This window comes from Nocardioides exalbidus, from assembly GCF_900105585.1.
GTDB classification, from domain to species: Bacteria; Actinomycetota; Actinomycetes; order Propionibacteriales; family Nocardioidaceae; genus Nocardioides; species Nocardioides exalbidus.
This window is the reverse complement of the sequence record NZ_FNRT01000002.1, coordinates 14,481-32,644: the sequence shown is the minus strand read 5'-3', so window position 1 is coordinate 32,644 and position 18,164 is coordinate 14,481. Positions and strand designations below refer to the sequence as shown.

Annotated in this window: 14 protein-coding genes; 7 read left to right on the top strand and 7 right to left on the bottom strand. The window is 73.0% G+C overall.

The annotated features are described in order from the left end of the window. The first annotated feature begins 46 nt into the window (after positions 1-46). Together BLV76_RS00570 and BLV76_RS00565 are read left to right on the top strand one after the other, a co-directional pair. Entirely contained in the window at positions 47-448 is a 402-nt protein-coding gene (locus BLV76_RS00570; protein WP_090967391.1) for a hypothetical protein, read from the top strand. Further along, complete coding sequence (locus tag BLV76_RS00565; RefSeq protein ID WP_090967390.1) at positions 445-2,103, top strand: glycosyltransferase family 2 protein; 1,659 nt, start codon at positions 445-447, stop codon at positions 2,101-2,103. The genes BLV76_RS00570 and BLV76_RS00565 overlap by 4 nt, the downstream gene beginning before the upstream one ends. 36 nt (positions 2,104-2,139) lie before the next feature. Here the strand turns inward: BLV76_RS00565 and BLV76_RS00560 are convergent, their stop codons facing one another. Then, positions 2,140-4,254, bottom strand: a complete 2,115-nt coding sequence (locus tag BLV76_RS00560; protein WP_090967389.1) for an acyltransferase family protein — start codon at positions 4,252-4,254, stop codon at positions 2,140-2,142. Between the two features lie 83 nt (positions 4,255-4,337). On the opposite strand from BLV76_RS00560, the gene BLV76_RS00555 reads away from it, so the two are divergent. Continuing rightward, positions 4,338-5,030: a class I SAM-dependent methyltransferase gene (locus tag BLV76_RS00555; protein WP_090967388.1), complete on the top strand. Its 693-nt coding sequence runs from the start codon at positions 4,338-4,340 to the stop codon at positions 5,028-5,030. A 24-nt stretch (positions 5,031-5,054) separates the two neighbouring features. Here BLV76_RS00555 and BLV76_RS00550 read toward each other — a convergent pair whose 3' ends face one another. From BLV76_RS00550 to BLV76_RS00540, 3 genes are read right to left on the bottom strand one after another with little or no spacing between them, the layout of a single operon-like run. Continuing rightward, a complete protein-coding gene (locus BLV76_RS00550) occupies positions 5,055-6,380 on the bottom strand; it encodes a hypothetical protein (protein ID WP_139306418.1) in 1,326 nt (441 codons plus the stop codon). Between the two features lie 34 nt (positions 6,381-6,414). Further along, positions 6,415-8,532, bottom strand: coding sequence for an acyltransferase family protein (locus BLV76_RS00545; protein ID WP_090967386.1), 2,118 nt, complete (start codon positions 8,530-8,532; stop codon positions 6,415-6,417). Continuing rightward, positions 8,529-9,452 (bottom strand): glycosyltransferase family protein, encoded by a 924-nt coding sequence (locus tag BLV76_RS00540; protein ID WP_139306417.1) that lies wholly within the window; start codon positions 9,450-9,452, stop codon positions 8,529-8,531. Before BLV76_RS00540 ends, BLV76_RS00545 begins: the two co-directional genes overlap by 4 nt. Positions 9,453-9,472: 20 nt before the next feature. Here BLV76_RS00540 and BLV76_RS00535 point away from each other — a divergent pair, with 20 nt between their 5' ends. Together BLV76_RS00535 and BLV76_RS23255 are read left to right on the top strand one after the other, a co-directional pair. Beyond that, a complete protein-coding gene (locus BLV76_RS00535) occupies positions 9,473-10,753 on the top strand; it encodes a hypothetical protein (RefSeq protein ID WP_090967384.1) in 1,281 nt (426 codons plus the stop codon). Beyond that, a complete protein-coding gene (locus BLV76_RS23255; RefSeq protein ID WP_217630217.1) occupies positions 10,746-11,531 on the top strand; it encodes a glycosyltransferase in 786 nt (261 codons plus the stop codon). Before BLV76_RS00535 ends, BLV76_RS23255 begins: the two co-directional genes overlap by 8 nt. Here BLV76_RS23255 and BLV76_RS00525 read toward each other — a convergent pair whose 3' ends face one another. From BLV76_RS00525 to BLV76_RS00515, 3 genes are read right to left on the bottom strand one after another with little or no spacing between them, the layout of a single operon-like run. Continuing rightward, a complete protein-coding gene (locus BLV76_RS00525) occupies positions 11,532-12,422 on the bottom strand; it encodes a glycosyltransferase family 2 protein (protein ID WP_090967383.1) in 891 nt (296 codons plus the stop codon). Then, entirely contained in the window at positions 12,415-12,819 is a 405-nt protein-coding gene (locus BLV76_RS00520) for a DUF2304 domain-containing protein (protein WP_090967382.1), read from the bottom strand. Before BLV76_RS00520 ends, BLV76_RS00525 begins: the two co-directional genes overlap by 8 nt. Next, a complete protein-coding gene (locus BLV76_RS00515; RefSeq protein WP_090967381.1) occupies positions 12,816-13,496 on the bottom strand; it encodes a glycosyltransferase family 2 protein in 681 nt (226 codons plus the stop codon). Before BLV76_RS00515 ends, BLV76_RS00520 begins: the two co-directional genes overlap by 4 nt. Before the next feature lie 74 nt (positions 13,497-13,570). Between BLV76_RS00515 and BLV76_RS00510 the strand changes: the two genes are divergently transcribed. After that, complete coding sequence (locus tag BLV76_RS00510) at positions 13,571-14,296, top strand: TIGR03936 family radical SAM-associated protein (RefSeq protein WP_090967380.1); 726 nt, start codon at positions 13,571-13,573, stop codon at positions 14,294-14,296. 353 nt (positions 14,297-14,649) lie between these two features. Continuing rightward, entirely contained in the window at positions 14,650-18,036 is a 3,387-nt protein-coding gene (locus BLV76_RS00505; RefSeq protein WP_090967379.1) for an Rne/Rng family ribonuclease, read from the top strand. The last annotated feature ends 128 nt before the right edge of the window (positions 18,037-18,164 follow it).

The following is an 18,164-nucleotide window of genomic DNA, read 5'->3' as shown; positions in this document are numbered from 1 at the left end:
CACCGGCGTCGCAGGGCAGTGACCGCAGGACACGGACAGGAACACGATGGGTGACGAGCAGCAGGGCCAGGCCGCCGGCCTGGTCACGGCGGACGACGCAGGGGCCACGCTCGCCGCGCAGGTGGAGGAGCTCCGGCGCGAGCTGCTGGAGGCCCGCCAGGCGGCCCTGGTCAGCCGCGACCACGTCGTCGGCATCGAGGCCGAGGTCGGCCGCCAGAACGCCGACATCCTCCGGCTCACCACCGAGCTGCGGCGCGAGAGCGCCCGCGCCAAGCGCCTCGCCCAGCGCAAGCAGGCCCAGGCCAAGCGCATCACCGAGCTCCAGGACCGGCTCGCGACCGCACGGAAGCGCAACGCCGCCCTCACCCGCCGCGTCGGCGAGCTGGAGGCCGCTCGTCCGTCCCTCGCGCGCCGGGTCGCCCGCCGGCTGCGGGGCCCGCGCCGATGAGCGCACCCCTCTTCTCGATCGTCACGCCCGTCTACGAGCCCCCGCTCAAGGTCTTCCGCGAGACCTTCGCGTCGGTCGTCGCCCAGGAGCTCCCCGACTGGGAGTGGATCCTCGTCGACGACGCGTCGCCGTCGCCGAAGGTGCGCGACTGGATCCGCGAGCAGGCCGCCACCGACCCCCGGATCCGCCTGGTCGAGCGCGCCGACAACGGCCACATCGTGCGCGCGACCAACGACGGCGTCGACGCTGCGCGCGGTGAGTTCATCGCCTTCGTCGACCACGACGACCTCCTCACCCCGGATGCCCTCGCGGTGATGGCACGCCAGGTCGCCGCCCACGACGACGTCGACTACCTCTACTCCGACGAGGACAAGGCCGACGCGGACGGCACCCTCCACTCGCCGTTCCCCAAGCCGGACTGGTCGCCCGAGCGGCTGCGGGGCCAGATGTACACCTCGCACCTGTCGGTGATGCGCACGTCGCTCGTCCGCGAGGTCGGCGGCCTCCGCGAGGGCTACGACGGCTCCCAGGACCACGACCTCGCCCTGCGGGTGAGCGAGCGCGCCCGTCGCGTCGTCCACGTGCCGAAGGTGCTCTACCACTGGCGCGCGATCGCCGGCTCCGCCGCCGCCGACATCGGCGCCAAGCCCTACGCCACGATCGCCGGGCAGCGCGCCGTGCAGGACCAGCTCGACCGCCTCGGCATCAGGGGACGGGTCGAGCAGGGCGCCGAGCCCGGCCGCTACGTGATCCAGCGCGAGCTGGACCCCGCCGTCCGCGTCTCGATCGTGATCCCGACGCTGGGAGGGTCCGCGCTGGTGTTCGGCGAGCGTCGCGTGCTGGTGGAGGAGACGGTCCGCACGGCCCTGGCGCTGACCGACCACGACGACGTCGAGGTGGTCGTCGTGCACGACACCCCGACGCCCCCCGCGGTGCTCGACCGGCTGCGCGAGATCGCCGGGGACAAGCTCGTGCTGGTCGAGTTCGAGAAGCCGTTCAACTTCTCGGAGAAGTGCAACGTCGGCGCGCTCCACGCGACGGGGGAGCGGCTGGTCTTCCTCAACGACGACGTCGAGGTGATCAGCGAGCGCTGGCTCGAGAACCTCGTCGGCCCGCTCGACGAGCCAGACGTGGGCCTCACCGGCGCCAAGCTCTACTTCAGCGACAGCTCGATCCAGCACGCCTGCCACGGCTACTGGAACAAGCACTACCACCACCCGTTCCGATTCCGGACCCGCCAGGACCCCGGTCCCTTCGGCGAGCTGGCGGTCAACCGCGAGGTCACCGGTGTCACCGCCGCCTGCGCCGCCATCCGGCGTGAGGTGTTCCTCGAGATCGGCGGTTTCACCGAGGCGCTGCCGTCGAACTTCAACGACGTCGACTTCTGCTACAAGGTCGCCCACCACGGCTACCGCACGGTCTGGGTCGCCAACTGCGAGCTCTTCCACTTCGAGTCGCAGACGCGCGACGGCACCGTGCAGGCATGGGAGCGCCACGTCGTCGTACGCCGCTGGGGCGTGCCCGACGTCGACCGCTTCACCCCGGCCGCGCTGGCCTCGCCGATGCTCGACCCGCACCGGCTGCTCGACATGCAGCTGGTCGAGTCCAGGCCGGCGCCGGTCCGCAAGCGCGCCGGCAAGCAGGCCCGCGCGTAGGCAGCACGTACGCCCCCGGGCCGGCCGGCCCGCAGGTCAGGACGCGGACATCGCCTTGAGCATCGCGCGCCCGAGGTAGGGCGCGAGCGTGCGGGAGAACGAGCTGGTGAAGTGGTTGAAGTCGGCGTAGACGATGATCCCGCCGATGACGGCCGGGCACACCGTCCTCGTGCACACGAACCGGTTCAGGTCGACCCGGTGCACGAGCGGTGAGTCGCTCTCCTCGGCCGCCGAGGTCAGGGGGTCCTGCCGGATCCACGTGGCGGGCGTGCCGTCGCACAGGCTCGGGTCGGAGGCGTTGACGCCGAGGCAGGTCGGGGTGTCCTGCGAGAAGTCGAGCGGCGCCGGGGTGTCGCGCACCACGAGCACAGGGATGCCGGCGTCGGTGAGCGTCTCCAGGGTGCTCGCGTAGACGTTGGTGGCCGGCACCTCGTGCGACGGCTCGAGGTCCATCGTCGAGGCCACGACGAGGGAGTAGTCGCCGCTCGTGATGCCGTCGAACTCCTCCTGGGTGAGGCGCTCGCAGTCCCGGAGGATCTGCTCGGTGGAGACGCCGTTGACCGGGTCGGGCACGGGCACCGGCTCGGTCGTCGGCTGGCACACGCCGACCGCGTAGGTGTCGACCTGCCAGTGCTCCTCCTTCGCGATCGCCTCCAGCGCCGGGACGAGGTGGCCGGCGTGGGAGTTGCCGAGGACCGCGACCTTCAGCTCCGGCCGCTCCAGGTCGCCGAAGCTGCACGAGACCAGGTCGCCGAACGGCGGCCAGTTGAGGCACTTGCCGGCCTGGATCGTCGTCGGGATGTCGGTCCGGGCGAACTCGGGGGTCGTGACCATCGGGGCGTCCGGGTCGCAGTCGGCACCCTTCTCCATCGCGGCGGCGCCCACGCACGGCTGGGCGCGGACGCCGGCCGTCAGGGCGTCGATCCGCGCCTGCACGGCGTCGTTGCGCTGCACCACCACGGTGTGCAGCGCGAACGCCGCCCCGAGGACGAGCACGGTGCTCGGCACCAGGCAGACCACGGCGCGCAGCCGCAGGGAGCCGCCACGTCGTACGCGGCGGAGCGGGTTCTCGAGGTGGACCGTGCTGATCCACGACACCACGGCCAGCACGGGCAGGAGAGCCAGCTTCACCGCGGTCTCCGCGGCCGTGCCGGAGGCCAGGGCGGGTGGCACGAGCAGGACGAGGGGCCAGTGCCAGAGGTACGCCGCGTAGGACACGTCGCCGACGAGCTGGACGGGCCGCGCGTGCATCAGCCGGCGCAGCGTGAACCGGCCGTCGGGGTCGCCGGCGTGCAGCAGCGCGAGCGTGGCCACCGTCGGCAGCAGGGCGGCCCAGCCGGGGAACGGCGTGCTACCGGTGATCAGCACGCAGCTCAGCGCGAGCCCGCAGAACCCCGCCCACGACAGCGCCGCCCGGACGTTCTCCGGCCCCCGGCCCGGGCGCAGCGCGTGGACCAGCGCGAGGGCCCCACCGATCGCGAGCTCCCACATCCGGGCCGGGCTGGCGAAGTAGGCCGCCGGCGGGTTGGACCACGTGAGGTGGAGGCCGTAGCCGAAGCTCGCGACGGCAGCCAGCACGACGACGGCCAGCATCGCGCGGAGGCGCAGCGCGGGGCGACGCCGGGTGGCGAGCACGGCGACGCCGATGAGGAAGGGCCAGACGAGGTAGAACTGCTCCTCGACCGACAGCGACCAGAAGTGCTGGAACGGCGACGGCTCGGCGTCGGCGCGGAGGTAGTCCGTGGCGTCGCGGATCAGCAGCCAGTTCTCGACGTAGAGCATCGACGCCGCCGCGTGCTTCGCGGCGAGCAGCCACTCGGCGCCGGACTGGGTGAGCAGCACCAGGGCCAGGGTGCCGAGCATCGCCGCGGCGGCCGCCGGGATGAGGCGGACGACGCGACGGGACCAGAACTCGGTGAAGCCGCGGACGCTCGTCGGCGGGTGACGCACGAGGTGGCTGGTGATGAGGTAGCCGGAGATGACGAAGAAGACGTCGACGCCGACGAAGCCGCCCGGGAGGACGGTCGGCCAGAAGTGGTAGACGATGACCATCGACACGGCCACGGCGCGGAGGGCCTGGATGTCGCGCCGGATCTGCGTGCCGACGACCTGCTCGGTGGAGGTCGCCGACAGCTCTGGATGACCCCCCACGCGCCGGAAGTCTAGGTGACGCCGCTTCGTGCCGACCCGTCCGGGGCCGCGGTCGCGCGCACCGTCCGACTAGTGTTCGGGCCATGTCCCAGCGAGCCGACGGCCCCGATCCGACCAAGGGAGTGACCGAGGCCTTCGCCGGCACCGACTCGCCGTACTGGTCCGAGACCCGCAGCCACGTCGCCGACCTCGTGCCCGCGTCGGCCGGGCGCGTGCTCGACGTCGGGTGCAACGACGGCACCTTCGGCGCAGCCCTGCTGGCCCGCAAGACCGGTCGCGAGGTGTGGGGGATCGAGCCGCACGACCTCGACGCCGACGCCGCTGCCACCCGCCTGACCGGGGTGACCCACGGGTTCTACCCCGACGCGCTCGGCGAGGTGCCCGGCACGTTCGACTGCGTCAGCTTCAACCACGTGCTCGAGCACATGGTGGACCCGTGGGCCGCGCTGCGGGCGACGCGGGAGCGGCTGGCACCCGACGGCTGCATCGTCGGCGAGCTGCCCAACGTGCGCCACCTCCCGTTCCTCGTCGACCTCACGGTGCGCGGGCGCTTCGACTACGTCGACTCGGGCCTGCTCGACCGCACCCACCTGCGCTTCTTCACCCGCTCGAGCGCCCACGACCTGTTCCGCTCGTCCGGCTACGAGGTCGACGCGTTCTTCCCGGTGGTGGCGATGGGCAACGCGCGCTTCCCGCGCACGTCGAAGGTGGTCGCGAAGGTCATCGGCGACCTGTCCTACATGGCCTTCGCCTTCCGGGCGCGACCGACAGCCTGACCGGCCCCGGCGCGACGACCTCGGCTAGGAGATCCCGACGAGCCGCACGAACGTGAGCACGACCGAGACGGCGGCGAGGCCCGCCAGGATCGCGGTGGCGGAGCGGGAGCGCACGCACGCGGCGGTGCTCAGCACGAGCGGCGCCGCCAGCGCTGCGCCGTAGCGCGACGGGATCGGGACGTAGGAGCCCGAGGTGACGTAGGCCATCACCACGAGGCCGGCACCGGTGACCAGCGCGCCGACGAGGGTGGCCCGGGCCAGGTCGCGCTCGCGCTCCTGGCCGACGCCGAAGACCGCGGCGGCGACGGTGCCCGAGGTGAGGACCAGCGAGCCGATCGTGCAGGTGAGTGCCGTCAGCTGGGCGTTGCCCACGACGACCCAGGGGTTCGTGAAGGGCTGGACGAGCACGAAGATGCTGTCGGCCAGGCCCGCCCACGGGAAGTCGGCCACCTTGAACTGCGTGGCCATGGTGGGCAGCTCGGCCTCGGTGATCTGCGGCAGCGTGGCGACGTATGCCGTCCACGCGAAGGCGGCCACGAGCGCAGTCACCGCGCCCGCCACGGCGACGACGATCGTCCCGTGCGCACGCTCCCCGCGCCGGAGGTCGCGCACCCACCTGATCAGGAGGTAGAGGGCGATGACCGCCACGACGCAGAGGTAGGTCAGCTTCACCAGCGCGACGACCGCGGCCAGGCCGACGAGCAGCGCGGCGCGCCGCCACGACGGCCGCTCCTCCCACCAGGTCAGGGCGAGCAGCAGTCCCGCGCCGGCGGCGAGTGCCGAGGCGTCCGGCGCGATGGTCGAGGAGGGGTAGAGCAGGGCCGGGGCCGACACCAGCAGGGCGCAGAGCGCCGCGAGCGGCCCACGATCGAGCCCGCGGCGACGGCCGACGGCGAAGACCAGGATCGCGCCGAGCGCCAGCCAGGCGGCGCCGGCGAGGCGGCCCGTCGTCACCAGGTCGTCGAGCGGCGTCACGAGGCTGATCGCGCCCGCTGCGACCTTGGTGACCGTGTAGTAGAGCGGGGTGTAGATGGCAGCGGTGTTGAAGCCGCTCTCCTGGAAGATCTTCGGGTCCAGACGTCCTCGCACGCAGCCGGGCGGCGCGAAGCCGGGCGCGTCGATGCCGCGGCACACCTGCTGGTGCAGGGCGTACTGGCCCACGCGGTCGTCCGGCTCGGGGTGGCCGGGCGCCCGGTCGAGGTAGTCGATGTGCTGGAGCTCGTCGACGGGGCTCAGCGTGGTGTAGCCGTGGACGTGCATGCCGACGAAGAGGCCGGAGAGCACCACGATCATGCCGATCACCAGTGCGTTCGCGCGTCCGAGACGCTTTCCCACGTCCCGTGCAAGCATGGCGCTCACCCTACCGGCGGGCGGACCGACGTCCTCAACCGCTCGCCAGGGCCCGCAGCATCGCCGCGCCGAGGTAGGGCGCGAGGGTGCGGGAGAACGTCGCCGAGAGGTGGTTGAAGTCGGCGTAGGTGATGATCCCGCCGACCACGGCCGGGCACGTGGTGTCGGTGCAGATGTGCCGGTTGAGGTCGACGCGGTGCACGAGCGGGGAGTCGCTGCGCTGGGCGGCGACCGTGAGGGGGTCCTGCCGGATCCACTCCTGCGGGGTGCCGTCGCAGGCCGTCGGGTCGTCGGCGTGGAGGCCCAGGCAGGTCGGCGTGTCCTGCTCCTGGTTCATCGAGGCGGGCGTGTCGCGCACGACGAGGACCGGGACGTCCGCGTCGGTGATCGTCGCCAGGGTGCTCCGGTAGATGTTGTCGCGCCACTGCATGTGGGCGGGGTCCTGGTCGAGCGTCGACATCACCACGAGCGAGTACCCGTCAGAGGTGATCCGGTCGAGGGCCTCCTGGTTGAGGCGCTCGCAGTCGGCGGTGAGCTGCTCGGGTGAGACCCCCGACACCGGCTCGGGGTGCGGCACGTCCTCGACCGACGGCTGGCACACCCCGATGACGAACGAGTCGACCTGCCAGCCCTCGGCCTCGCCGACCGCCTCGAGGGGCGGCATGAGGTGGCCGGCGTGGGAGTTGCCGAGGAGCGCGATCTTGCGGGTGGGGTCGGAGGTGTCGCCGAAGCCGCAGCTGACCACGGCGTCGGCGAACGGCGGCCAGTTGAGGCACTCGCCGACGCGGATCGTGCTCGGGATGTCGGTGCGGGCGAAGTCGGGCGTCGTGACGAGCGGTGCGTCCGGGTCGCAGTCGGCACCGGGGTCGAGCGCCGCGGCACCGAGGCAGGGGGTGGCGCCGACCTGGCTGGTGAGCCGGTCGACGCGCGCCTGCACCGCGTCGAGCCGGCGGTCGACGACCGTGCGCACGACGAGGGCCGAGCCGAGCACCAGCCCGGTGCACACCACGAGGCACACCAGCGCCCGGCGCCGCAGCGAGCCGCCGGGAGGCACCCGGCGGAGCGGGTTCTCCAGGTGGAACGTGCTGATCCAGGCGACGAGCACGATGACCGGGAGCAGCGCGACCTTGACGATGTCGTGGGCGAGACCGTCGGGCGCGATGGCCACCGGCACGAGCAGGACCAGGGGCCAGTGCCAGAGGTAGGCCGCGTAGGAGACGTCGCCGACCAGCTGCACGGGACGCGCGTGCATCACGGGGCGCAGGGTGAAGCGGCCCTCGGGATCGCCGGCGTGGAGCAGCGCAACCGCGGAGAGGGTCGGCAGCAGGGCGGCCCAGCCCGGGAACGGGGTGGTGCCGGTGATGAGCGCGCAGCTGGCGGCGAGGCCTGCGACACCGAGCCAGGCCAGCGCAGTGCGGCTGCGGTCGGAGCCGCGACCGGCGCCGGTCGCGTGCAGCAGCGCGAGAACACCGCCGAGGGCGAGCTCCCACATGCGGGCCGGGGTGGCGAAGTAGGCGACCGGCGGGTTGGTGCCGGTCAGGACCAGCCCGTAGCCGAAGCTGACGACCGTCACGACCCCGACGACCGCGAGCATCGCCCGTCCGCGCAGCACGGCGCGTCCGCGGGTGGCGAGCACCGCGACCCCGATGACGAACGGCCACGCGAGGTAGAACTGCTCCTCGACCGAGAGCGACCAGAAGTGCTGGTACGGCGACGGCGCGGCGTCGGCGCGGAGGTAGTCGGTCGCGTCGCTGATCAGCTTCCAGTTCTCGACGTAGAGCATCGAGGTGACGGCGTGCTTCGCCGCGTCGAGCCACTCGGCGCTCGAGAGCGTCACCAGCACCAGCGCGAGCGTGCCGAGGATCGCGGCCGCCGCAGCCGGGAGCAGCCGCACCACCCGGCGCGACCAGAACTCCAGGAAGCCGCGCACGCTGGTCGGCGGGTGGCGGTGGAGGTGGCTGGTGATGAGGTAGCCGGAGATCACGAAGAAGACGTCGACCCCGACGAAGCCGCCCGGCAGCAGTCCCGGCCAGAAGTGGTAGACGACCACCATCGAGACCGCGCCGGCTCGCAGGGCCTGGATGTCGCGACGGATCTCGGTGCCGACGACGCGCTCGGTGCTGACCGCGTGGCCCAGTGACGGTGTCGTCATCGGGGCCCCGACTCTCCGCGCAGGCCGGCGCGGAGACCGGCGTACGCCTCACGGAGCCGCGCGACGCGACCGGGCGCGGCGACCGTGACGATGGCCAGGTGGCGCACGGCACGCACGACCGCCAGGACCGCCCAGCCGGGGTGGCGCCCGGCGTGGCGGCGCAGGAGGGTCACGAGGTTGCGCCACTGGTAGTGGTAGCGGAAGGTGCTCGCGACGAGCAGCGGCAGCTCCCGGCCGTCGCCGGTCGTGACGGCCTGACCGAGACGGTGCTCGAGCCGGGTGCCGGGTGCGACGACGCACTGCAGCCGGAGGTCGCGCGCGCGGAGGTAGAAGTCGGTGTCGACACCGTCGATGAACAAGGCCTCGTCGAAACCGTGCAGGCGATCGAGCACGTCGACCGGCACCAGCAGGCCGGACTGGATCGGCTCGCCGCCGAGCCGTACGCCGTCGGGTGCGGCCCGGAGCGACGGGATCCGCGGCAGTCGCACGATCGAGCCGACGCTGTCCGGGGCGACCATGCCGACGCGGACGCGGGCGGTGCGCGCCGTGGAGCCGGCGTCGAGGAGCGCGGCGACGTAGCCGTCGGGGACGGCCGAGTCCTGGTCGAGGGTGATCACGTCGGTGAGGTCGGGGCGCAGCTCGCGGAGCCGGTCGGAGCCGGTGTTGAGCGCGGCGCCGATGCCCCGGTTGGCGGGGTGCTCCACCACCTCGGCGCCGACGGCGCGACAGGCGTCGACGACCTCGCGCGTCGCACCCGAGACGGGGTGCTCGTCGACCACCACGACGACGGCGGCCACCTGGCCCCCCACGGCCTCGACACCGGTCACGAGCTCGGGCCCGGGGCGGAACACGGCGATCGCCGCACCGACCACGGGAGCGGCGGTTTCGTCGGTCTCCCCGGCGGGGATGGGCCTGCGCACCGTGCGTAGAGTAGTGCACGATGTCTTCGGCACCCGGCCCCGTCAGTCGGTCGCGACGAGACGCCGTCGGAGCGTCCTCGGTCGCGGCTGCCTCGCTGTGGTCGGCGGCCGTCACCTACCTGGTGATGAGCATCGCCGCCTGGGTGCTGCCCAAGCCGGAGACCACGGTCCTGCTGACCTTCCTCTCGGCGCTGTTCGCCGTCTACGGCGTGCTCTCGGGGGTCGCGCTGGAGACCACCCGGTCCGTCGCCGCGGCCATGCGTGACGAGCAGGCGGCCGGGCCCGCGCTGGGGCAGGTCGCCGCCGTCGTGGCCGGGTGCTCGGCCGTCGTGGTGGCGGCCCTCACCCCCTTCTGGCGGGAGCGGGTCCTCCACGGCAGTGACGGTCTCCTCGTGGTGGCCCTGGTGGTCGCGGTGGTCGCCTACTCCGTGCACTCGGTCGTGGTCGGCGCGACGTCGGGGCACACGTGGTGGCACCAGACCGCCCTCGTGATCGCCGGCGAGGCGACGCTGCGACTCCTCGTCACCGTCGCGGTGGTGCTCGCCTCGGCGACGGTCGTCGGGATGGGTGTCGCCAGTGCGCTCGGCGCCTTCGCCTGGCTCGTCCTCGCAGCCCGTCCGGGGCGCGTGCGTGACGCCCTGCGCCTGCACGCAGACGTCCCCGCCTCGGTCCTTGGACGACGCATCGCCGCCTCACTGGTGGGGCAGGGGGCCGGCGCGGTGCTGGTCGTCGGCTTCCCGATCCTGCTGGCCTCGTCGACCGGCCGCGCGGAGTACGCCGGTGCCGCACCCCTGCTCCTCGCCATCCAGCTCACCCGAGCCCCGGTCCTGCTGCCGCTCAACGCGCTCCAGGGCGTCGCGGTCTCCCACCTCGTGCGCGCCGGCTCCGGGCTCGCGCGCCTGCTGGCCCGACTGGTCGCGCTCGTCGTCGGGGTGGCCACTGTCGGGGCGGTGCTGGCCTGGCTGGTCGGCCCCTGGCTGCTGAGCCTCCTCTTCGGGGCCGGCTACGACGTCGACGGCTCCGTCCTCGCGCTCCTGACCCTCGCTGCCGGCGGCACCGCGGCGCTCACCCTCACCGGTGCGTGCGCGCAGGCCCTCGCCGCCTACGGCTGGTACGTCGCGGGCTGGCTCGTCGCGCTCCTCGCGTGCGTGGCGCTCCTGCAGGTCCCCGGCTCGTTGGAGGTCCGCACCTGCCTCGCCCTGGGCCTGGCGCCCCTGGCCGGGCTCGCCGTCCACGTCCTGGGCCTCGAGCGCATCCGCCGGTCCGGTCGCGTCGCCCGCCCGGAGGCGGTCGATGCCTGAGTCCCCTGCCGGACCTGCGCTGCGCGTCTCCGTCGCGATGGCGACGTACAACGGAGCGCGGCACGTGGCCGAGCAGCTCGCCTCGATCCTCGAGCAGCTCGCGCCCCACGACGAGGTGGTCGTCGTCGACGACGCCTCCACCGACGACACCCGAGACGTGCTCGCCAGCGTCACCGACCCACGGGTGCGGGTCGTCGAGAGCCCGGTCAACCGTGGCTACGTGCGCACCTTCGAGGCCGCCATCGTCGAGACCACCGGTGACGTCGTCCTGCTCTCGGACCAGGACGACGTGTGGCTGCCCGGACGACGGGACGCGATGGTCGAGGCGCTGCGCGACCACCAGGTCGTCGCCACGAACCTCACCACCCTGGGCGGCCCCGACGCGCTGCAGGGGCCCTTCGGCCAGGCCGACTGGAGGCTTGGCCCGCGCGACGACCGCCGCCGGTGGGCCAACCTGCTCGGGATCATCGCTGGGCTGAGGCCCTACTACGGCTGCGCGATGGGCGTCAGGCGCGATGCGCTCGAGGTCGTGCTGCCGTTCCCCGACCACCTCGTCGAGTCCCACGACCTGTGGCTGGCGACCTACGGCAACCTCGCGGGCACCATCGCCCACCTGGACCAGCGCACGGTGGCGCGGCGCCTCCACGACGACAACGCGACGCCGACGCGTCCGCGCGGACCCCGGGCCGTGCTGGTGTCCCGGGCCCGACTGGTGCGGGTGCTGGTCGACCTGGCCGGCCGCGTCCGGCGTGCCCGGCGGACGGACCGGGCGCGCTAGCTAGCGCGTGCGGACCGCGTGGCGGGTGAGCGTGCGCGCCGAGCCCCACGACCGGGCGAGCAGGGCCCCGGGCAGCTGGGTCACGGCGTAGAGCCGGGAGGCGAGGTGGACGCGCGCAGCCCGGGTGGCACGCGGCCAGCCGGCGCGCGCGCAGCGCTCGGCGGCGATCGCGAAGTAGTCGCGCTCGCCCTGGAAGCGGCCGCCGTCGGCCACCGTGGTGGACGACGCGCTCGCGGCGTGGCGCCGGTAGGCGAAGACCACGTCGGGGAGCACGAGCATCCCCGAGCCGGCGAGCGCGAGGTCGACGAGCAGGGCGAGGTCCTGGACGAGCGGGAAGCCGTCGATGAACCCCTGCCGGCGCACCGGCTCGACCCGGAAGGCGAGCGAGGGCCAGTAGGTCCAGTTGCCACGGAGCACCGAGACCGCGAGCTCCTCGCCGGCCAGGACCCGCGGGCCGGCCAGGCGCGGGGCGAAGAGGCGTTGCTTCACCCGGTCGACGAGCGGGTCGGCGTCGGCGCCCGTCCCGTCGATGACCTTCGCGCCCGGGGACACGATGTCGACGCCCGCCGGCGCGGAGGCGATGGCCGCCTTCACCGTCGCGACGTACGTCGGGAGCATCAGGTCGTCGCACCCGAAGAACACCATCCACTCCCCGGAGGCGAGCTCGAGGCAGCGGCGGTAGTTGTCGGTGATGCCGAGGTTGGTCTCGTTGCGCACGTAGGTGATGCGGTCGTCGCCGAGCCCGGCGAAGAACTCGGCCACCGACGCGTCGGGGTAGTGATCGTCGACGACGACCAGCGTCCAGTCGGGGTCGGTCTGCGCCTGCACGCTCGCCACCGCGGCGCGCAGGAGCGCGGGATCTCCCCAGAACGGGAGGAAGACCTCAATCATCCTGCGGCTCGGTCCGGGCCTGGGTCTCGGTCTCGGGGTGGGTCTCGTCGCGGTGGTCGACGCGGTAGCGCTCCAGCGCCTCGAGCACCGCGATGCGACGGGCGAGGCGGTGCACCTGCTGGCGGCTGTCCTGGCCGCGCAGGTAGTCGTTGACGACGTAGAAGCCGAACGCCACCGCGAGGAGGTAGAGGACGAGGTCGGTGCCGCGGCCCACGCCGACGAGGTTGGCGACGTCGGTGACCAGGTTGGGCGCCAGCACGGCGATGACCAGGACGGCGAGGAACGCCATGAACAGCAGCTTCTTGGACGCCGAGACGCTGTGTGCCGTGCGACTGCGGATCGCGACGAAGAAGAGGAAGAGGAAGGCCGCGATGAGGAGGAACTGGACGACGATCACTTGCGGGTCACCCTTCGCAGGAGCGTGTCGACGGCGATGTTGATCGCGTTGACGCTGGCCTGGCCCTTGCTCGTGGAGTAGTCGGTGTAGTGGATCGTCACCGGCACCTCCTGGTAGCGGTAGCTGTTGGCCGCGATCAGCTCGATGATCTCGCTGGCGTGCGTCATGTCGGGTGCGGTGATCTCCATCGTCTCCGCGACGTGCCGGTTGAACGCCCGCAGCCCGTTGTGGGCGTCGGTGAGCCGGATGCCCGAGGTGACGTTGCTGAACTTCACCGCGGCCTTGAGCAGCGCCTTCTTCGCGCCCGACGCCCCGACGGTCTCACCGAGGAAGCGCGAGCCCAGCACGATGTCGAGCTCACCCGACTCGAGCAGCTCCAGCATGCGCACGGCGTCGGACACCAGGTGCTGCCCGTCGGCGTCGAAGGTGACGAACCGCTGGATCTGGGGGAGCGCGCGGGCGAACTCGATCCCGGTCTGCAGCGCGGCGCCCTGGCCCATGTTGATCGGGTGGTCCACGAGGTAGCCGCCGGCCTTCACGATGACCTGCGCCGAGCCGTCCCGGCTGCCGTCGTTGACGCACACGACGTGGGGGGTCACCGTGCGGATGTCGGCGATGACGTCGGCGATCACGGAGGCCTCGTTGTAGACGGGCACGACGAACGCGACATCATTCACGTCGCGGGATGCTACCGGCGGCGACGCCTCGTGCCGACTCGGCGGCTGCGCCGTCGGCTGTCTAGCCTGAGCACGTGCCCCAGCAGCAGCCCGAGCAGCAAGCCCCGCCCGTCCAGCGCCTCCGCGTCCGCTACGCCAAGCGCGGGCGGCTCCGCTTCACCAGCCACCGCGACTTCAGCCGGGCCTTCGAGCGGGCGGTGTTCCGCGCGCGGGTGCCGATGGCGTACTCCTCGGGCTTCAACCCCCACCCCCGGATCTCCTACGCCGGAGCCGCGCCGACCGGCTCCGCGAGCGAGGCGGAGTACCTCGAGCTCGCGCTCGCCGAGGTCGTCGTGCCCGCCGACGTGCACGCGATGCTCGACGAGGCGCTCCCGCCCGGCCTCGACGTGCTGGAGGTGGTCGAGTCGCCCGGCGGCTCGCTCGCGGACCTGCTCGAGGTCAGCCGCTGGCAGATCGACCTCGCGGGTGGGCGTGACGCCACCCTCGCCGCCGTCGCGGCCTTCCTCGCCGCCGACGAGGCCCTCGTCGAGCGGATGACCAAGAAGGGCATGCGGGAGTTCGACGCCCGCGGCGCCGTGATCGCCCTCGAGGTGCTGCCCGCCGACACCGCGCCCGGTCGTACGTCGCTCGACGTGGTGCTGCGGCACGGCACCCCCGCCGTACGTCCCGACGACGTCCTGCGCGGGCTCGAGGCCGTGGCCGGACTGGCCGCGGGGGAGTCCCCGCTGATGACGCGGCTGGCCCAGGGTCCGCTGCTCGGGACGTGCCAGGTCGGTGACCCGTTGTCGTCTCCCGCGTGAGGGCTCGCTGACGCGCGCGGGGTCCGGGTATGGGGATGGTTGACCGCGCGTGTGCGATACTCGCCACGTTCGACGCCCGGGTGAGAGTCGGGACCTGTCGAGCCGACGACGTTCTCGCCGGCCACCACGAGTGGTCGGCACCCGGGAGGGTGGACGTCACCGGACCGCGACGCGGCCGGAGGACCTGTGACAGAGGATCCTCGGGCCCGGCGACCGCGGCAGGTGACGAACCGGTCTCCCGAGACGCTCCTGCGGAGGGAGTCGCCGCCACTGAAGCTTTGCGTCCCCGGGATCGTTCCGCGAGAGCGGTGGACGCCGTATCGGCGCCGTGATCGGCGCCCGAGGAGCACCACATGCTCGATGACGACCAGCCCGACCGCACCGACGCCGCGAACGCGGCCCCTTCCGCCCCGACGCCCGATGCCCCGGCGGAGGCGTCGCCCCCCGTGGTGACGCGCCGCACCCGCAAGGCGCCGGCGAAGAAGGCGGCCGCGGCACCCGCCGTCGATGCCCCGGCGGCAGACGCCGCGGAGCCGGCCGCGGAGGAGCCCGCCGCGCCCGCGAAGAAGGCCGCCGCGAGGAAGGCGCCGGCCAGGAAGGCCGCGCCCCGCAAGGCAGCAGCCAAGAAGGCGGCCACGGCCGCCGACGTCGAGGCCCCCGAGCTCGAGGCCGCCATCGAGGCGGCCGAGGCGGCCGAGGTCGCCGCCCCCGCCAAGAAGGCTGCAGCGAGGAAGACCGCCAAGGCCCCGGCGAAGAAGACCGCCGCCAGGAAGTCCGCGGCGAAGAAGACCGCGTCGCCCGAGCCGGTCGTCGCGGAGGGCGAGGGCCCTGCCGACGAGGCTCCGGCCGACGATGCCACCGGCCACGCCGTCCTCTTCCAGGCGCCGGTCGTCACCACGACCACCCGACGCGCCCGCAAGCGGCCCACGCCCGTGCCCGTCGAGACGGCCACCGACACCACCGGCGAGCCGACCGTCGAGGCGTCCGTCGACGGCGCCGACGAGGCCGCCGCTCCGGCGAAGAAGGCCGCCGCCAAGAAGTCCGCCGCGAAGAAGTCGTCCGGCAAGAAGTCGTCCGGCAAGCGCGGCAAGAAGGCCGACCAGGCCGTCGAGCAGCCCGCCGAGCTCACCCCCGACGACGAGGCCGCCGACGAGGAGGCCACCGACCCGACCGACGGCGAGAGCGTCGAGCCCACCGAGGCCGCGACCGACTCCTCCGACGACTCGTCCGACGAGGACACCGACGGCTCCTCCGACGACAGCACCGACGACAACGCCGACGACAACGCCGACGACGAGGGCCCCGCCCGTCGTCGTCGCCGCCGCGGCGGCCGTCGCCGCCGGAAGTCCTCGGACTCGGGGCAGGACGGGTCGCAGGACGGCGACGCCGACTCCTCCGACGACGCAGGCGAGGCCGCCGACGCCGACTCCGACGGCGACTCCGCGACCTCCGACAACGGTGACGCGAACGGCAGCGCGAACGGCAACGGCAACGGTGACGGCGACGGCACCTCGCGCCGCCGCCGCCGGCGTCGCCGCGCCGGCGACGACGCCGCCTCGGACGACGACGAGCCCAACACCGTCACCCGGGTCCGCAGCCGCCGCTCCGCCGAGGACCAGATCACGGCCGTGTCCGGCTCGACCAGGCTCGAGGCGAAGAAGCAGCGTCGCCGCGAGGGCCGCGAGGCCGGCCGTCGCCGCGCCCCGATCGTGAGCGAGGCCGAGTTCCTCGCCCGCCGGGAGTCGGTCGACCGCGTGATGGTGATCCGCCAGCGCCACGACCTCACCCAGATCGGTGTCCTCGAGGACCGCGTCCTCGTCGAGCACTACGTCGCCCGCGAGTCGCAGACCTCGCTGATCGGCAACGTCTACCTCGGACGCGTGCAGAACGTCCTGCCGTCCATGGAGGCCGCCTTCATCGACATCGGCAAGGGCCGCAACGCCGTGCTCTACGCGGGTGAGGTCAACTGGCAGTCGCTCGGCCACAAGGAGGGCCAGCCCCGCAAGATCGAGTCGGTGCTCTCCAGCGGCCAGATGGTCCTGGTGCAGGTCACCAAGGACCCGATCGGCCACAAGGGCGCCCGCCTCACGAGCCAGGTCAGCCTCGCCGGCCGCTTCCTCGTCTACGTCCCGGACGGCACCACCTCCGGGATCTCACGCAAGCTCCCCGACACCGAGCGCAACCGCCTCAAGACCCTCCTGAAGGAGATCGTCCCGGACACCGCCGGCGTCATCGTGCGCACCGCGGCCGAGGGCGCGAGCGAGGAGGAGCTCACCCGCGACGTCGAGAGGCTCAAGTCGCGCTGGGAGGAGATCGAGAAGAAGTCCTCCAACAAGGGCTCCGGCCCGCAGCTGCTCTACGGCGAGCCCGACCTCACGCTCAAGGTGGTGCGAGACCTCTTCACCGAGGACTTCTCCAAGCTCGTCATCGAGGGAGACGACGCCTGGAACACCGTCCGCGGCTACGTCGAGTCGGTGGCGCCCGACCTCGCCGAGCGCGTCGAGAAGTACGAGCGCAACGGCGCCGGCGACGTGTTCTCGACCTACCGGATCGACGAGCAGATCCACAAGGGCCTCGACCGCAAGGTCTGGCTACCCTCGGGCGGCTCGCTGATCATCGACCGCACCGAGGCGATGACGGTCGTCGACGTCAACACGGGCAAGTTCACCGGCTCCGGGGGCAACCTCGAGGAGACCGTCACCAAGAACAACCTCGAGGCCGCCGAGGAGATCGTGCGCCAGCTCCGGCTGCGCGACATCGGCGGCATCATCGTCGTCGACTTCATCGACATGGTCCTGGAGTCCAACCGCGACCTCGTCGTGCGCCGCCTCGTCGAGTGCCTCGGCCGCGACCGCACCCGCCACCAGGTCGCCGAGGTCACCTCGCTCGGCCTGGTGCAGATGACGCGCAAGCGGATCGGCACCGGCCTGCTCGAGGCGTTCAGCGAGAACTGCGAGCACTGCCACGGGCGCGGCGTGGTCATCAAGGACCAGCCGGTCGACCCGAACGGCAAGGGCTCGTCGTCCGACGACGCCGGCGAGGGCCGTCGCAGCAGCCGTCGACGGGGCCGCCGCGGCGCCTCCGGCGAAGGGAACGACAACGGCGACTCGAACGGCGGCTCGAACGGCGGCGACAAGCCGGTCGAGCACCACCACGCCCCGTCCCCGAAGGACGTCGCCGCGATGGCCCGCCACGACAAGGCGGCCGACGAGGCGACGGACGAGGCAACGGACGAGGTCACGGACGAGGTCACGGACGAGCCCACGGGCGAGTCGACGGACGCGCCCACGGACGAGCCCACGGGCGAGTCGACGGACGCGCCCACGGACGAGCCCACGGACGAGGTCACCCAGGAGGCGACCCCGGCCGACGAGACCCCTGCGGCCCCGGCCGAGGTCGAGGTTGTCGCGGAGGTCGAGGCTCCCGCGGAGGAGGCAGTCGCCGAGGCACCCGTCGAGGCGCCTGCCGAGCCCGAGAAGCCGCGGGTCGTGACGCGTACGCGCCGCCGCTCCGCCAGCCGGCCGGCAGGCCCGCCGGCCACCCTGTCCGCAGCGGCGCCGATCGGTGACGCCGGCACGCCGCCGGGATCGGGCATCGTGGAGCCGGTCGCGGTCGACGTCGACCCGGGTGTCGGCACCCCGCTCGCGAGCGGTTCCGAGGACGCGGCCGCCGAGGCGGAGTCCGAGGCGCCGGCGATCGAGCACGTCCCGATCAAGAAGAAGGGCTCACGCAAGCGCTGAGCCCGTCCGACGGTGGGGAGTGCGGGTGAGGAGGCGTTCCGACGTCGTTTTGCCCGGTCGGCACCCGATCCCGTACTCTTGACCGTCGGTGTTCACCACACCACCCTGCGCGCCCGCCCGGCGGCCGC

What these genes read in the sequence shown, in the direction of transcription:
- BLV76_RS00570 (WP_090967391.1), top strand. Translation starts at nt 47, where the DNA reads ATGGGTGACGAGCAGCAGGGCCAGGCCGCCGGCCTGGTCACGGCGGAC.
- BLV76_RS00565 (WP_090967390.1), top strand. Translation starts at nt 445, where the DNA reads ATGAGCGCACCCCTCTTCTCGATCGTCACGCCCGTCTACGAGCCCCCG.
- BLV76_RS00555 (WP_090967388.1), top strand. Translation starts at nt 4,338, where the DNA reads ATGTCCCAGCGAGCCGACGGCCCCGATCCGACCAAGGGAGTGACCGAG.
- BLV76_RS00550 (WP_139306418.1), bottom strand. Translation starts at nt 6,380, where the DNA reads ATGCTTGCACGGGACGTGGGAAAGCGTCTCGGACGCGCGAACGCACTG.
- BLV76_RS00545 (WP_090967386.1), bottom strand. Translation starts at nt 8,532, where the DNA reads ATGACGACACCGTCACTGGGCCACGCGGTCAGCACCGAGCGCGTCGTC.
- BLV76_RS00535 (WP_090967384.1), top strand. Translation starts at nt 9,473, where the DNA reads ATGTCTTCGGCACCCGGCCCCGTCAGTCGGTCGCGACGAGACGCCGTC.
- BLV76_RS23255 (WP_217630217.1), top strand. Translation starts at nt 10,746, where the DNA reads ATGCCTGAGTCCCCTGCCGGACCTGCGCTGCGCGTCTCCGTCGCGATG.
- BLV76_RS00525 (WP_090967383.1), bottom strand. Translation starts at nt 12,422, where the DNA reads ATGATTGAGGTCTTCCTCCCGTTCTGGGGAGATCCCGCGCTCCTGCGC.
- BLV76_RS00505 (WP_090967379.1), top strand. Translation starts at nt 14,650, where the DNA reads ATGCTCGATGACGACCAGCCCGACCGCACCGACGCCGCGAACGCGGCC.